The organism is Streptomyces sp. NPDC051286, from assembly GCF_044455345.1.
In the GTDB taxonomy this organism is placed as follows: domain Bacteria; phylum Actinomycetota; class Actinomycetes; order Streptomycetales; family Streptomycetaceae; genus Streptomyces.
The window spans coordinates 30373-44487 of record NZ_JBITER010000003.1 but is presented as its reverse complement, the minus strand read 5'-3'; the positions used below and the strand labels follow the sequence as shown (position 1 = coordinate 44487).

At 68.1% G+C, this 14115-nt stretch carries 20 protein-coding genes; 16 read left to right on the top strand and 4 right to left on the bottom strand.

Annotated elements, in window-relative coordinates:
- Positions 1-25 precede the first annotated feature (25 nt).
- The 4 genes from ACIBB8_RS04850 to ACIBB8_RS04835 form a co-directional block, all read right to left on the bottom strand.
- Positions 26-568 (bottom strand): RloB family protein, encoded by a 543-nt coding sequence (locus tag ACIBB8_RS04850; RefSeq protein WP_398949000.1) that lies wholly within the window; start codon positions 566-568, stop codon positions 26-28.
- 64 nt (positions 569-632) lie between these two features.
- Positions 633-1964, bottom strand: coding sequence for an ATP/GTP-binding protein (locus ACIBB8_RS04845; RefSeq protein WP_398948999.1), 1332 nt, complete (start codon positions 1962-1964; stop codon positions 633-635).
- A 230-nt stretch (positions 1965-2194) separates the two neighbouring features.
- Positions 2195-2662 carry a hypothetical protein gene (locus ACIBB8_RS04840; protein WP_398948998.1) on the bottom strand — a complete coding sequence of 156 codons (468 nt, stop codon included), beginning with the start codon at positions 2660-2662 and terminating at the stop codon, positions 2195-2197.
- Positions 2663-2701: 39 nt separating this feature from the next.
- On the bottom strand, positions 2702-3061 hold the full coding sequence (locus tag ACIBB8_RS04835) for a helix-turn-helix domain-containing protein (RefSeq protein ID WP_398949209.1): 360 nt from the start codon (positions 3059-3061) through the stop codon (positions 2702-2704).
- A 374-nt stretch (positions 3062-3435) separates the two neighbouring features.
- On the opposite strand from ACIBB8_RS04835, the gene ACIBB8_RS04830 reads away from it, so the two are divergent.
- From ACIBB8_RS04830 to ACIBB8_RS04755, 16 genes are all read left to right on the top strand, one after another.
- Complete coding sequence (locus tag ACIBB8_RS04830) at positions 3436-3699, top strand: WhiB family transcriptional regulator (RefSeq protein ID WP_398948997.1); 264 nt, start codon at positions 3436-3438, stop codon at positions 3697-3699.
- A complete protein-coding gene (locus ACIBB8_RS04825) occupies positions 3696-4202 on the top strand; it encodes a hypothetical protein (protein WP_398948996.1) in 507 nt (168 codons plus the stop codon). The genes ACIBB8_RS04830 and ACIBB8_RS04825 overlap by 4 nt, the downstream gene beginning before the upstream one ends.
- Positions 4199-4390, top strand: a complete 192-nt coding sequence (locus ACIBB8_RS04820) for a hypothetical protein (RefSeq protein WP_398948995.1) — start codon at positions 4199-4201, stop codon at positions 4388-4390. Before ACIBB8_RS04825 ends, ACIBB8_RS04820 begins: the two co-directional genes overlap by 4 nt.
- A 237-nt stretch (positions 4391-4627) precedes the next feature.
- Complete coding sequence (locus tag ACIBB8_RS04815) at positions 4628-5029, top strand: hypothetical protein (protein WP_398948993.1); 402 nt, start codon at positions 4628-4630, stop codon at positions 5027-5029.
- Positions 5030-5118: 89 nt separating this feature from the next.
- The gene (locus ACIBB8_RS04810) at positions 5119-5715 is read left to right on the top strand and encodes a phage tail protein (protein WP_398948992.1); all 597 of its coding nucleotides are present in this window, start codon (positions 5119-5121) and stop codon (positions 5713-5715) included.
- Between the two features lie 103 nt (positions 5716-5818).
- Positions 5819-6109, top strand: coding sequence for a hypothetical protein (locus ACIBB8_RS04805; protein WP_398948991.1), 291 nt, complete (start codon positions 5819-5821; stop codon positions 6107-6109).
- A gap of 71 nt (positions 6110-6180) precedes the next feature.
- On the top strand, positions 6181-6507 hold the full coding sequence (locus ACIBB8_RS04800) for a hypothetical protein (protein ID WP_398949208.1): 327 nt from the start codon (positions 6181-6183) through the stop codon (positions 6505-6507).
- A 54-nt stretch (positions 6508-6561) separates the two neighbouring features.
- On the top strand, positions 6562-7137 hold the full coding sequence (locus ACIBB8_RS04795) for a hypothetical protein (RefSeq protein ID WP_398948990.1): 576 nt from the start codon (positions 6562-6564) through the stop codon (positions 7135-7137).
- A 105-nt stretch (positions 7138-7242) separates the two neighbouring features.
- Entirely contained in the window at positions 7243-7728 is a 486-nt protein-coding gene (locus ACIBB8_RS04790) for a hypothetical protein (RefSeq protein ID WP_398948989.1), read from the top strand.
- Between the two features lie 14 nt (positions 7729-7742).
- A complete protein-coding gene (locus tag ACIBB8_RS04785; protein ID WP_398948988.1) occupies positions 7743-8813 on the top strand; it encodes a hypothetical protein in 1071 nt (356 codons plus the stop codon).
- 7 nt (positions 8814-8820) lie between these two features.
- On the top strand, positions 8821-9669 hold the full coding sequence (locus tag ACIBB8_RS04780; protein WP_398948987.1) for a hypothetical protein: 849 nt from the start codon (positions 8821-8823) through the stop codon (positions 9667-9669).
- Positions 9653-12025 carry a hypothetical protein gene (locus ACIBB8_RS04775; RefSeq protein WP_398948986.1) on the top strand — a complete coding sequence of 791 codons (2373 nt, stop codon included), beginning with the start codon at positions 9653-9655 and terminating at the stop codon, positions 12023-12025. The genes ACIBB8_RS04780 and ACIBB8_RS04775 overlap by 17 nt, the downstream gene beginning before the upstream one ends.
- Positions 12025-12171, top strand: a complete 147-nt coding sequence (locus ACIBB8_RS04770; RefSeq protein WP_398948985.1) for a hypothetical protein — start codon at positions 12025-12027, stop codon at positions 12169-12171. The genes ACIBB8_RS04775 and ACIBB8_RS04770 overlap by 1 nt, the downstream gene beginning before the upstream one ends.
- 52 nt (positions 12172-12223) lie before the next feature.
- Positions 12224-12865, top strand: a complete 642-nt coding sequence (locus ACIBB8_RS04765; RefSeq protein WP_398948984.1) for a hypothetical protein — start codon at positions 12224-12226, stop codon at positions 12863-12865.
- Positions 12866-12877: 12 nt separating this feature from the next.
- Positions 12878-13729, top strand: a complete 852-nt coding sequence (locus ACIBB8_RS04760) for a peptidoglycan-binding protein (protein ID WP_398948983.1) — start codon at positions 12878-12880, stop codon at positions 13727-13729.
- Positions 13730-13741: 12 nt separating this feature from the next.
- On the top strand, positions 13742-13996 hold the full coding sequence (locus tag ACIBB8_RS04755) for a hypothetical protein (RefSeq protein ID WP_398948982.1): 255 nt from the start codon (positions 13742-13744) through the stop codon (positions 13994-13996).
- Positions 13997-14115 lie beyond the last annotated feature (119 nt).

The following is a 14115-nucleotide window of genomic DNA, read 5'->3' as shown; positions in this document are numbered from 1 at the left end:
CCGCTCGGGGGCGGCCTTCAGCGCTTCACGCCCGTGTTCCCGCGATGCGCTCCACCAGCGCCCACATTCCCGTCGCGGGGTTGACCTCGTGTTCCTTTCCGGGCGGTGCGAGCTTCTTGGCTCTCGGGACGGCGGCCTCCCATCCGTCCGCGAACTTCCGGAAGCCCAGCCTGGCCTTGTCGTAGCCCGTCACATGCCGCGTCAGATGGGGCAACAGTTCGCGATACGTTCTAGTATAGGCCTGGTGGTCGGAGAAGTGCAGAATGAGCCACAGTTCGAAGCACGGGTTGGAGACCACGACCTCGATAGCTGCGTCACGTGCCTGTGCCACGGCACGCGAAACGTCCTGATACTCGTCGACGTCGAAGACGCACCACACCTCGTCGAAGTCGTCACGGGCGCGAGCGCGTTGTCCCTCGGCGTGGCTGATCAGCTGCGAAGGTGAGCACGGCTTCGTGATGATCTTCACTGTGACGGCGGGATTCTCAACGTGCTGAACGAGCCCGCGTAAGTAGTCGATCTCCGTCGCCTTGGCGCCGCACACGACCAGCAGGCGATCCCGGGACACCCGCTTCCCTGCACTGCGGCGCAGGTCGGACTCGAGAGCCGGCCGACGTCCGCCGCGGCGAGGGCTACTCCCCCGCGAACTCGCCATCCATCCTCCCCCTTGAGGCGACCGCGGCCGCGAAGCGCTCGTCGTTCAGCACTGGCACGGCGCCGTAACTGCCACCCAGATAGCGGCGCTCTCTGTTCTCTTCCTGTCGGGGCTTGAAGTCGGACAGGGGGAAGAGCGAGGTCTCCCCGTACTTGTCCTTCTCCACGAACCAGATCTGGTCCCGTTTCAGGATGTCCTCGCCGCCGCTGCGGCCGAGCAGGCTGACGTCGTGCGTGGTCAGTACGAGCTGTGCGCCTCGCGGATTGGAGTCGCTGCTCTGGAACAGCCGGATGAGATGCGCTGTCAGCCGTGGGTGCAGGCTGGCATCGATCTCGTCCAGCAACAGCAGACCGCCACGGTCGAGCGCGCTCAGTACGGGGCCGGCGAAGGCGAAGAGCCGCCGAGTGCCCTCGGACTGGTCCTCCAGTCCGAGCCGCCTTGTCCCGTGCCGGCCGCGCTGCTCCACCCACACCCGCGTCCGGATCCGACGCGCGGACGGGCCGAGGCGTGTCGGCGGCTCGGCCTCGATCCCGGGAAGCGACTCCTGTACGGCTCCCGGGTCTCGCCTCACGACACGTCCGCCGAAGTCGTTCACCTCGAACCGCTCGACACCGGCGGTCTCGATCCCCAGGTCCGATGCCCTCAGGAGCTCCACCACCGAGGGGGACCAACGCGGATCTTCCAGCATGCGTGTGCTGAGAACCGAAGGGGGAACCGGGCGGCTTCCGGGTCTGCACTCGACCGAGCGGAAGAAGTCGTAGACCGGCCTCACCGACCCCTGCTTGGCCCGGGCGGCGACGGAGATGTAGAGGCTGTTGGGCTCAGTGATCTCCATGACGAGGTCCAGCTCACGCCGGTTGGGGCGCTCCGCCTCGCCGTATTCGATGTCGTCCCCGGTCCGGTGGAAGACCGTGCGCCGACGGCCCCTGGGGTAGCTGTAGAGCCACTCCTCCACGACGCAGTCGTCATCGACGCCGAATCCGTATGTGTAGCGCACACCGCTCAGCAGCAGATCCACGATGTACCAGGACGGCTCGGCCTCCTCCTCGGCATCGAGCGCAAAGGGGGTTCGTTCGATGCCGCCGTCCGGCTCGGCCTCCCGGTGCGAGAAGCAGACCATGTCACGCATGAACCGGAAGGCGTCGATCACATTCGACTTCCCCGCCGCGTTGGCTCCGAAGACCGCCGCTACGGGCACAGCCTCCCATGCCGTGGCGTCCGGCCGGTCCGTCTCATAGACGGGGCTGAGATTGAACTGCTGCTCGTCCCGGATGGAACGGTGATTGGCCACACGAAAGCTCAGCAGCAACCAGACCACCTCCGGGGAGACGCCAGATCCCTATATACGCAAGTGAACTGCACGAAGGAGCACCTGGCAACACGGTGCTGCGGGTCTGCTGCCTGCCGGACAAGGCTCACTCTCATGGGTGACGAGGTCTGCAGGTAGCCCAACAGACCTGGGCGCCGTCCCGTTGGGGCGTCCCCGTCGCACAGACGCAGCTCCGCACGGGCTGACGGCGCTCCCACCGGATTGACCCGTCAGTCGCCCGGCACATCCTCCCGGCCACGAGGCTGCTTTCTCGGGCGGTGAGGCATCAGTTCGCGTACGTGCGCATCGCCCGAGCCGACGATGGGGAGGGGGTGCGGACGTGGTTCGGGGCGGTCGGGGTCGGGATCGGGATCGGGTGATAAGCGGTCGGGAAAGCGCAGAAGGCGGCCCGGCCCCATGGCGAGTTCGCCGCCGGCCGGGTGGCCGGCGGCCGAGGAGTGGTCCGGGTTGCGCGCACAGGCGTGCTCGTCCCAGCCCATCTGGAACCAGCTCAGCTGGTCCTGCTGGACCTCCTCCACTGTGAGGATCCGTATGCCCGCCACCCCGGCCTGCCGGACCTTCTCGCTCAGCTCGGCCAGCAGTTCGGCGAGCCGGCCCTCTTCCGTCTCCGCGTCGACGCCTTCGGCTCCGCGGAATGAGTCCGCGGACATGTCCGAGCCGCCCCCCTCAGGCCCCATGGCCGTACCCCTTCACGCCCCCACGGGGCCGCCTCTCTCTCAACCGTGCTCCGGCAGGAACTGCTTGGTGATCTTCACAAACAGGTCCTGCAGCTCATGCGGCACCCCCATTCTCCGCGCCGCCTCCTCCGGGCTGAGCCAACCCGGGACATCCGCTTCTTCCCCCCTGAAGCTCCCCGCAACCGGAAGGTCACCCTCGGAAAGGCGCCCGGAACGGATCAGCATGTCCCGCAGCGGCACCCCGAGTGCCACCGCCAGGCCGCGCATGGTTTCGAGGTCCGGCATGCTCTGCCGCTGCAGCAGGCGGCTGACGGCCGCCCGGTGCACACCCGCGTCGTCGGCCAGCTTCGACTTTCCACCCCCACGCGGGGTGTCGATGTCGTACCCGTTGCGCCGCATCAGGCCCTCGATCCAGGCCGCGAACTCTTCCAGTCCGTCCGACCGGTTTCGGACGCTCTCGCCACGGTAACTCTGGTCCTGGTGGGCGTTGGCCCACGAGTTGGATGCCATGTGGTTTGTCTCCCCTCGTCGCGGGGGAAAGCGTACCGATCGCGCACGCACCCAACTAGGTGCGCGCTCGCGCGCATGCGTGGATATCAGCCATCCGCCCTGCCCCGGTTCCCCGTTGGGTAATGACATGGATCACCACCCTCCGAAACAGAGTCGCTTGCGCACGCGCTCGCACCATGCGAGCCTGATCACGCGTTCGCAACGTTCGAACTTATGTTCACATGTACGGGGAGGGGTTGCACGTGTCCGCATCAACAACTTCGTTGACAACTACCCTGAGCTCGCCTTTTCTGCCGAGTGACAACGCCCTCGACTGGCGCAGGGACGCCGCCTGCGCCGACCTTCCGCAGCGTTCCGTGTTCACCAAGAGCCCCACTGAAGCCGAACAGGTATTGCGAGCCTGCAACAAGTGCCCGATCCGCACGGAGTGCGAGGCCGTGGTGGACCCCGCCCACACCTGGTTCGACGGCGTGAGCGGAGGCCGGCTCTGGCGCAACGGGCGCGAAGTCAAGCGGGTGGGCCGATGAGCGGCGACGGCACGGCGGTCTGGCTTCAGTCCCTGATGCACCGCTTCCCCGAACTGCTGGAGGAGCTCACTCCCAGCAGCGGTGGCCGGCTGCGCGAGCGGCACGGCGGCGGGCCCGTCGCCGGCACGACCGCGCCGGTGCGGCTCTTCGTCTCGGACACCATCCGCGACATCACCGACGGCGTGGTGGAACTGGAGGAGGCGGTACGCGACCGGCTCGGCCTGCGGCCCGCACGCCCCGCTCCCGTGCCGGAGCGGCTGCGCCGCCTCGCCGGGCTGCTGGACCGTATCGCCGAACAGCCGGATCTCGCGGCCCATATGGAGGACGAGACCCGGCGGATGGCCCGCCGCTGTGCCCGGGCGCTGGGCGACCCCGAGCAGATGGTTCGTCTCCCCGGTCGCTGCCCCGCCTGCGACTCCGTCTCGCTGCGGGCGTTCCCGGAGCGGGCGGCCGTGATGTGCGTCAATCCCGCATGCCGACAGGTTCTTGAGGAGGCGTCATGAGCACAGCACCGCTGATCACCACGGAACTCGCCGCGACCGAGGTCGACGTCGCCCCCGCGACGATTCGCAAGTGGGTCCAGCTCGGGCACCTGAGGGTGGCCGGCAAGCAGGGGCGGAGCTCGCTCTACCGGCTGGAGGACGTCTTCGCCGCGGAGCGCACCGTCCACCGACGAACCGCACACCACTGACTCGACCGGCACGACACAAGGCCCCGCCGCAATCGGCGGGGCCTTTCTCGTACCCGCTCAACTCGCCTTTTTCTTATGCCAGTTGCGGGATCCGGGGACTGCGATCACACTTGAAGCAGCGGCAGAGCTGCGCCCGCTTCCAGGGGCGACGGACCTGCCGCTTTGTGTTGCCCGGAATCCATTCCCCTGGTCGCAGCCGGGCCTCACATCCCATCCGCACCCGAAGGGAGCGTCCATGTGTCCATCTTGAACTTCCCCGACGCGGAACGGCTCGTCGTCGACTTCCTCAAGAACCGCGCCGAGCTGGCCGGCACCGTGGTCGACAACCGCCCGCCCGCCGGTTTCGACGGCACCCAGAAGGCCGTCCTGGTATCCCGCGTCGGTGGCGCGTGGCTCGACGACCAGCATCTCGACCAGCCGCTGATCGATCTCGAGGTCTACGGGCCGGACAAGACCGCCGCGCACACCATCGCCCTCGCGGCCCGTGCCTGCGTGCTGGAGCTGGCCGGCACGACGTACGGCACTGCCGTCGTCACAGACGTCATCGAGGCCGACGGGCCGCGCTGGCTGCCCGACTACAACCGGCCGGCCGGCAACCGCTACCTGGGCACGGTCCGGTTGCTGATCCGGCCCGCCTGAGCAGCGCGCACTCACACAACCCCACCGAACGAGCCCGGCCTTCGACCGGGCTCGGTGCTCACTCATATCCCACTCGTTGAGGAGTTCACATGGCAGGCTTCAAGAACACCGAGATCCGCATCGCGGGCGCCGGCGTCGTCTGGACGGCCCCGGCAGGAACGGCGGTGCCGAAGGAGACCACGGCGCTGGCATCCCCCTGGGTCAACCTCGGCTTCACCTCGTCCGACGGCGTGAAGTTCAACAAGAAGGACAAGAACGACCCGGTGGACACCTGGCAGTCCATGGCCCCGGCGCGCTTCATGCTGTCCGACCGTGATCTGACCGTGAAGTTCCAGTTGCTCCAGATGAACAAGGACACGTTCCCGTTCTACCTGGGCCTGCCCTCCACCTCGATCGCGACCACCGGCAGCACCACGGAGTCCACCGCCCAGAAGATCGAACTGTCCGGAGCCCCCGGCGGCCAGGACCAGCGTGCCCTCGCCATCGATTTCGCGGACAACAACGGCACCAAGGACCTGCGATACCGCCTCGTCATGCCCTACGGCGCGGTCTCCGAGGTGGAGGAGCTGTCCATGACCCGGACCGGCGCCGTCAAGCTCGGCATCACCTTCACCGCACTGTCCGGCGACGACCCGTCCAAGCCGCTGGCCACCTGGCTCGTGAACGACCCGGCGGCGCTGGCCTAGTCCGCAGCGACACCCCCGGTGTCCGGTGCCCGGCGTGCCGACGGCGCGCCGGGCACCACCCCGAACGCCCCCCATCAGCCCACACACTCGACTGGAGCCCCACATGGCCGGATTCGACGTCAACACCGCCCGCGCCCAGCGCCTCGAAGCGCTCGGCCGCACCTGGACCTTCGAGCTCGACGGCGACAGCTTCGAGCTGCCCACCGAGCTCACCCGCAGCACCGCGCGCAAGCTGCGCGACCTCGACGACAACGACGTCGACGGACTGCTGCGACTCCTGCTCGGCGAGCAGCAGTTCGCCCGCTTCGACCGCCACGACGTCACCATGCAGGACATCGCGGCGATCCTGGAGGCCTACGGCAAGGGGACGGGGCTGGGCCTGGGGGAAGACTGAGCCTCGGCGAGTTCGTCGAAGAACACGCCGAGGCGCTTGAGGCGGATCTTCTCCGCCACTACGGCGTCGACCTGCTGGACTGGCATCGCGGCCGGCTCTCCTCCCGTCGGCTCGCGGTACTGGTCCGGCACCTGCCACGCGACAGCGCGGTGATGCGCGACCTCCACGGGGAGGAGGTGGAATGGTCCGTCACCGACCATCTGCTTGCCACCGCCGTGGACCAACTTGCCGAAGCCAACTGGATGTTCGCCATGGTCCACCGTGACGAAGACTCCGAACCGCCGACCTATCCTTCCCCGGTGTCACGCCCCGCCACCAAGCCGGCGGGGGTTGTCCAAGAAGAGGCCGCAGTTTCAAGTATGCCTAGTTCAGAGGCACTTGCGCAGTTCTTCGCCTGACATGCAAGCATCATGCCGAACGAGGATGTGACGCGAGCTGGAGGAGGAAGGTCCGTGAGCGAAGAAACCCGAATCAGTTGGTCCGGTTGGTCGGACGAAACAGTCCGCATTCCCGGGGCCGGTATCGGTACACCACTGCCACTGCAGGTTCAAGGAGGGTTCAGCTCCCATTTCTCCTTCCAGCCGGTCAGGTCCGGCGCACACGACAACCATCTCAGCATCGAGCTTGTGACCACGCACGGACGCACCGCGTGCCGCGTCGTCCTCCCAGGCGACTACGACTCACTCGGCGTCCGTCGCCTCCGGGTCCGTGACGGGGCAGGCGGGTTCCACCGCTGGCATGCGCGGCTCGTCGACCCCAACTCACTCCCCGAGCTCCCCTCCCAGGTGGCCAGAGGAAAGGGCACCGAGACATTCGGGTACTTCGAGGCGGCCCCTTACTACGAATACGTACGCGTACTCCACTACGAGTTCGAAGACTACGGAACCGTGACCTACTGCCCCACAACCGGCGGAGATCCGGTGCGTGCGCTCGCCTCGGATGCCAGACGAAAAGGCGTACTGAGACTCCCACGCCATGGGTACGTCACCGTGTCCAGCGACGGCAAGTGGGAAGTGTCAACCAAATAAGCTTTTCACCCGTTTCCGCTCCAGGGGTGCGCTCGCAGAATCAGGCGAGCGCACCTATTTCGCTTTCAACACCATGACGGGCACCCCGAATGGAAGGCGACAGGAATGACAGATTCGCGATCCGGTGATGAGACGTGGATTGTTGGCATCTTCAAAAGAGAATGGACCAGCCTCAAAGGCAGTTGGCGGTCCTTCACCGAGGACATGGTGCGAAGGGAGTACATCAGACAGTTCGAAGCCAATGGGGCCAAGGCGGAGGCAAATGGCGCCGCCCTGGCGGCCCACGGCATCAATGCCGAAGTAACCGGAATCAAGTTCGAGAAGACCTTCTTCGATCCCATTGCCGCGCTCGAGAAGCGCAAGGAGGAACAGGAACTACGTTCACGCAATCTGCTTCCGACACAGCTGCGCAGTGACATCACCAGGGTGCGCGGCGAAGCAGGCCAGGCCATGAACAAGGCAAAGGAGGTTGAGCGCAGTGTAACCAGCCTACGCCGCGATCGCCTTGCCGACCTGGAAGACATTTCTGACGAATTCGAGACTGTCGGAGATCGTGTCACCGCGCTCATCAATTCATTGGGCGGCCTCTGAACCGGGAGATCCACATGAATCTGAAGCAGGCTATTCAGCAAGTGAACGCGGGACTGGGCGGTCTGAGACGCGCGTTGAGCCAGTCGGCCACCGCGATGTCACATCTGCAGCGGGGCGCCCATGGTGTGGCAGCACCGCTGTCGAAGTTGAAGACCGGTGCCGGACAGACGGCCGTCGCGGTCGGGAAGCTCCGCACATCGGCGAGCGCCGGCGACAGCGCCATACGAAAGCTTCAGGCAGGCCTTCGCACTGCCGACAGCTCCCTCACAAAATCCAAAGGCGCCACCGACAAGTTCAAGTCCTCCCTTGACAAGCTCAAGTCCTCAGCCGAAAAGACCAAGAAGTCCCTCCAGGACGTCAAGCGACAGGCCGATGCCGTCGAGAAGTCGGTCGGGAAGGCCGGCAAGAACGCCGACAAGGGCGGGAAATCCATGGGGAGCCTGGGCAAGGGCCTCAAGGGCGCTTCCCTCGCGCAGAAGGGGCTCAACCTCGCCATGGCGGCGAGCCCGTTCGGGCTGATCATGACGCTGCTCGGGCCGCTCATCGCGCAGTTCATCAACATGGACAAGGTCGGCAAGCTGGTGAGGAAGGGCCTCACGGCCGCGTGGAGCGGCATCCGCAGCGCTTCGTCCTCCGCCGCCAAATTCCTCGGGCCGATCTTCAAGGGCGTCGTCAACGCCTTCCTGCTGCCCACCCGGATGCTCGTCCGAGGCCTGAACGCGCTCATCGGCGGACTGAACCACGTCAAGTTCAAGGTGCCGGACTGGGTGCCTGTCATCGGCGGCAAGGGATTCGCGTTCAACCTTCCCAGCATCCCCGTCCCCGCCCTCGCCCAGGGCGGCATCGTCCAGGCCCGCCGCGGCGGCACGCTCGCGCTCATCGGCGAGGGCGGCGAGCACGAGGCCGTCATCCCGCTGTCCAAGCTGCAGCGCATGCTCGGCCATCACCCCGGCGGCGGCGCCGCGCTGCACCGGCTTGCGCAGGCCGTGGAACGGCTCGCCGACCGTCCCGTACATGTCGAGGTCGACTCCCAGACCATCGCCCGCGCCGTCTTCGCCGGACAGCGCCAGCTCGCCCGGAGGTGAGGAACCCATGGCAAGAAATCTGTGGATCGGCAAGCCGGGTCTCATGCGTGAGATCAGCCAGTCCGCCAGGAGCTGGGACCGCAGCGCCGAGCTGAACGTCAGCGAATTCAGGTCACTGGAAGGGCAGATCACCACCGTCGCGCCCGCCCGTACCACCCGTCGTGTCAAGCTCTCCTGGGAGTGGCTGGAGCCGGACGACGCCAACCACCTCGTACGGCTCGCCCGTCGTATCAACGGCCCCGGAATGCTGGGCAGCCCGGTGAACGCCGGCGCCGGGCCGGTCGCCGTGCTGGACCCGGCGTCCGTCAATCTGCTCGACCCGCTCCAGGCCGCCGGGCAGAGCCAGCAGAGCGGCGGCGGCGACCACTGGTTCACCGTCACCGGATCGATCACCATCAGCCCGTTCATCGGCGACACCGTCCTCGGTGACTGCCAGGACCCCGCCACCAAGATCGCCTGGCGGCACGGCGTCTGGACCGGCTGGCCGGTGATGCCGGGCATGCAGGTCTCCTGGATGGTGCCGCCGGACTGGAGTGCGGGCGTGTGCACCGCCCAGCTGGACTGGAAGGACCGGGACGGCGCGTACATGAGCACCACCAGCGCCGCCGGCTCGGTGGTCACCGGAACCGCGCCCGCCGACGCCGCCTTCGTCACCCCGGTCGGCTCCCCCGGTGCGACCGGTATGACCGGTCTGGCCGGTGCCTGTCTGACCATCGGCGAGGCGCCGACCGCCTTCGCCCTGGGCGACGGCTGCCCCGCCATGTCGGTCACCGGTTACAGCGACACCCCGGCCAGCCGCCTGCCGTACCGGAACATCAGCATCGACCTGGTGGAGGTGCATGGTGCAGCCGTCTGACGAGAAGCTCGACGCCGCCCTCGCGGCCCCCGAGCGCGCCCCCGTCCACTCCACCCGTCTCGGCGGCAAGGAGCTCGGTGCCCAGGTGCAGTCCTGGAAGGTCGAGCGTGCCTACAGCACCGACCTCCCGGAAGCCATGCGGGCGTTCAGCGGCAGCGCGGCGGCACAGTTCGAGGCGCAGCTCACGGGCGCGGACGGGGTCCCCGCTCCGCGCCTGTACTCCGCCTGGGCCAGGCGTGCCACCGGCGATGTCGTACGCCCCAGTCAGTCCGTCGTCCATGAGACGGGCGTGGCCGGTCACACCCTGCCGGCCTTCCGTGGCACTGTGCGCTCCCGCAGCGCCGCCTCCGGCAGTGACACGGTCACCATCCAGGCCCTGGACGGCGCCGAGCGGCTGCGGGGCCCCGCCTCGCTTCCCCGGCCTCACCACGGCGTCTCCACCGGCCTGCGGACCGCGTCCACCACCTGGTGCGTGGACGAGCTGCTGCGCCAGGGCGGGATCGACAGCTGTCCGCCGCCCCGGGCGCCGCTCGCCGACACCGATGACACCTCTCCGTTCACCGTCCTCTACGCCTCCCTGCACGGCGGCGTCAACGCCAGCTACGGGCAGCCCGACACGGTGCCGCGGATCGGCGACTACGACTGGATCCGTGACGGCGCGCCCTTCGAGATGGCGCTGATGCCGAAGGCGGCCGGGCTGAGCGCCTCCTGGACGCCGCGCTCGCGGTTCGTGGTGCCGGGCAAGGTCTTCCTGGTCGAATCCTGGGTCAACACCGCCATGACCAGGGGCAACAAGATCGAGCTCAAGGTCCTGTTCGACCGCAGTGGAGGGGCGTACGGCTATGTGAGCGGCGTCTTCGACATCTCCACGGGGACGATCAGGATCTCTTCCGGCACCGAGGGCGACACGTACTGGTACTTCGAGTGGACCTCCAGCAAGCTGGCGGCCCTCAGGGGCAACTGGCACATCGGTTTCCTGGTCAATACCAAGTCGTCCGGGAGCAGTGTGCTGCCGACCGTGCAGCCGCTGCTGACCGGGCCCGACGGCTCATACTTCTTCGGCAACACGGGCACCTACACGAACCCCGCGGCGAGCCAGCCTCGCGCCGAGCTCTACCGCATCGAGATGGTCACCGACATGGCGGTCGAGTGCCTTCAGGTGACCGACCGGATATGGACCGACACCGTCTCGTACACCCGCGACGAGTGGGAGCAGAAGGGAAAGTGGGTCAAGGGCGCGGTCCTCGACGACGCCGATCTGCCGCTCTACAACATCCCCAAGGTGTCGGGGTCGCAGTGGGACGCGATCACCGAGATCGCCCGCGCGGCCCTGTCCACCGCCGAGTTCGACGAGCAGGGCGTCTTCCGCTGGAGGGGGCCCGCCCGGTTCGGCAAGGTGCCCCCCGGAGCGGATCTCACCGTCACCACGCGGCGGGACATCGCCTCGCTCACCATCAGCGAGGAGATCGACGCCTGCCGCAATCACTGCGTCCAGCCGTACCAGGACTGGAGCCCTGTCGGCAGGGCCGACGGAGCCTTCGTCGACGACACAGTGGTACGGGAGATCAAACCGGGCGAATCGGTGGAGGTTCCGTATGCCATCGCCGAGGACGAGTTCGACATCGGACCGCTCGTCGTCACCGACGACTCCGTGGTGAACGACGGGCACCGGGTGAGGTTCGGCACCGCGGTCACCGGTGGCACGGCGGTGAAGGGCGTGGTCACGGTCAGCTGCCGCCGCGAGGGCCCTTCCTACATCGCGCGCTTCACCAACACCGGTACGACAAGCGTGTGGACGGTCACCAAGGACGGCAAGCCGTCGGTGCGGATCGTCCCCCAGAAGGCCACCGGCGACCCCAAGCAGCGCAACTGGGCCTGGTGGAACACGATCAGCCAGAAGCACTACGGGCGGCAGCAGTACACGGCCCCTGCCTCCGACTGGGTGCAGAACAGCACCGCCGCGAGCCTGCTGTCGAAGAACATGCTCATCGCCGGCCAGTACCCGGTGCCGGTGCTGGGCGAGATCGAGGTGCTGCACGATCCCCGTCTCCAGCTCGGTGACGTGGTCCGCGTGGTGGACACGGCGGGAGCCCAGCTCGACACGTTCGCCTGGGTCGTCGGCATGCGCACCAGTTTCACCGCGGGCGGCGCCCCTCAGCAGACGCTCACCCTGCGCGGCACCTCGTACAACGGCGTTCCGATCGACGAGGGTCTCACCCCGGACGGCCCGCTCGATCCCTCCTACGGCGCGCAGCGCAAGTACGCCCAGGTCACGGCCCAGTACGCCACGCTGGCCGACCTGCTGGCGGGCGAGCCCACGTATCGGACGCTGCTGACGGCGACGGGAGGTGCGTGATGAGCGAACTGCCCATGGAGCCGCCTCTCGACGGCTCCGTACCCGACACCGGCGCGGCGCTTCCCGTACCCATCGACAGTCCGGCCGCGAATACGGGCGTCGCGGGCACGGACCCCCAGATCCTGCCGCCGTCCACCGAGGGCTGAGCCCGTCGCGGGCGCCCTCTCCTTCTCCTCACCACCGACAGGAGGACTTGCCATGTCCCTGCTGACCCCGCTGGGTAGTCTGCCCTACCCGCAGTCCACCGACGCCGCCAATGTCCCGCTCCACATCCAGTCGCTCGCCGAGTCCGTCGACGGCCGCACCGTCCTGCGCTTCGCCGATGCCGCGACCCGTGACGCCAAGGTCACCGCCCCCGTCGCCGGCATGCTCGTCTGGCTGACCACTCCGGGCCGGCTCCACTACTACACGGGAAGCTACTGGGCCCTGGTCGCGCCCGGCCCCGTCCACAAGGCGAACAGCACGACCGGCACCACCGCATCCACCGCTTACGTCGAGACACTCACCGGCTCCACCGGCGACCCGACCGCGGTCACCTTCACCGCACCGCCCGGCGGTTCGGTGCTGGTCACCGTCGGCGCACGGATCAGCGGCAGCGCGACCTCGGCGTCGTTCATGTCGGCGAACATCCGGCAGGGCACGACGGTCACGCTGGCCGCGGCGGACACGCGCGCGGCGATCGTCACCGGCACCAACCAGGCCTCCGCCTCTTCGCAGTTCCAGGTCACCGGGCTCACCGCGAACGGCATCTACACGGCCACCGCCGCGTACAAGTCGGCGGCCACCACCAACACGGCCACCTTCGTGTACCGCTTCGTGACCGTCACACCCATGATGTAAAGGACCCCGCACATGGCGACACCTCTGTCCGCCGACGCCCTCGTCCGCGCCCTGCGCGACGAGGGCGTCCGCGTCCTTGAACACGGCAACTGGAAGACCCACAACCGCAATCACAAGGGCCCCTGGGGCCCGGTGCACGGCGTGATGCTGCATCACACCGCGGGCACCGATAGCCTCGCCCTGTGCCGCACCGGCACACCGGACCTGCCAGGGCCGCTCTGTATCGGCCTGCTCGCCAAGGACGGCACTGTCCATCTCGTCGGGTACGGGCGGACCAACCACGCGGGCAACGGCTCGGCTGCCGTCCTCGATGCCGTACGCGCCGAGGCATCCATGCCCGTCCCCGGATCGGACACCGTGGACGGCAACGCCCGCTTCTACGGCTTCGAGATCGAGAACCTGGGCAACGGCCGCGATCCCTATCCGACCGCCCAGCTCGACGCCGCCGAACGGCTGTCCGCCGCGCTGTGCCGGGCACACGGATGGTCGGCCGGGAGCGTGATCGCGCACAAGGAGTGGACCCGGCGCAAGATCGATCCGTCGTTCTCGATGGCCTCCATGCGCAGTCGTATCGCTGCCCGCCTCGGCACATCGCCCACCGCACCCGCCGCTCCTGCGTACGAGACGTTTCCCGGCGTCGCGTTCTTCGTGGCCGGCCGGCGGAGTCCGCTCGTCACAGCTGTCGGCCGGCGCCTGGTCAGCGAGGGCTGTGGTCGGTACGAGGTCGGTCCTGGGCCCGTGTGGGGTGAGGCCGACCGCCGTTCGTACGCGGTCTGGCAGCGCAGGCTCGGCTACAGCGGCGCCGCGGCCGACGGCATTCCGGGACGTACGAGCTGGGACCGATTGCGCGTTCCCCGCACCTGAGGAGGCCCCGCGATGACACAGTCCGAGGCCGAGCACATCGCCCGGGAACTGGAGCGGCTGCACCGTTCCGTCGACGTCGGGTTCGCCACTACCCGGGGAGACCTGGCGCTGCTGCTGCAACGTGCCGACCAGACCGACAAGGCCCTCGGCGAGCACGAGGAGCGGCTCGACGCCCTGGAGCGCACCCGCTGGCCGTTGCCGTCGCTCGCCGCGGTGACGTCGTGCACTGCGCTGGCTCTCTCGCTCTGGCAATCCGCGGGGAAATGACCCGTGCACACCACGGAGGGGGGGCCCCCCCCCCCCGGGGGGGGCGCCCGCCGAGCGGCCCGGACCCGGCAGATCCGGGCGGCGGGGGGCGCCCCCCCCCCCCCCCGCGCCCCCCACCC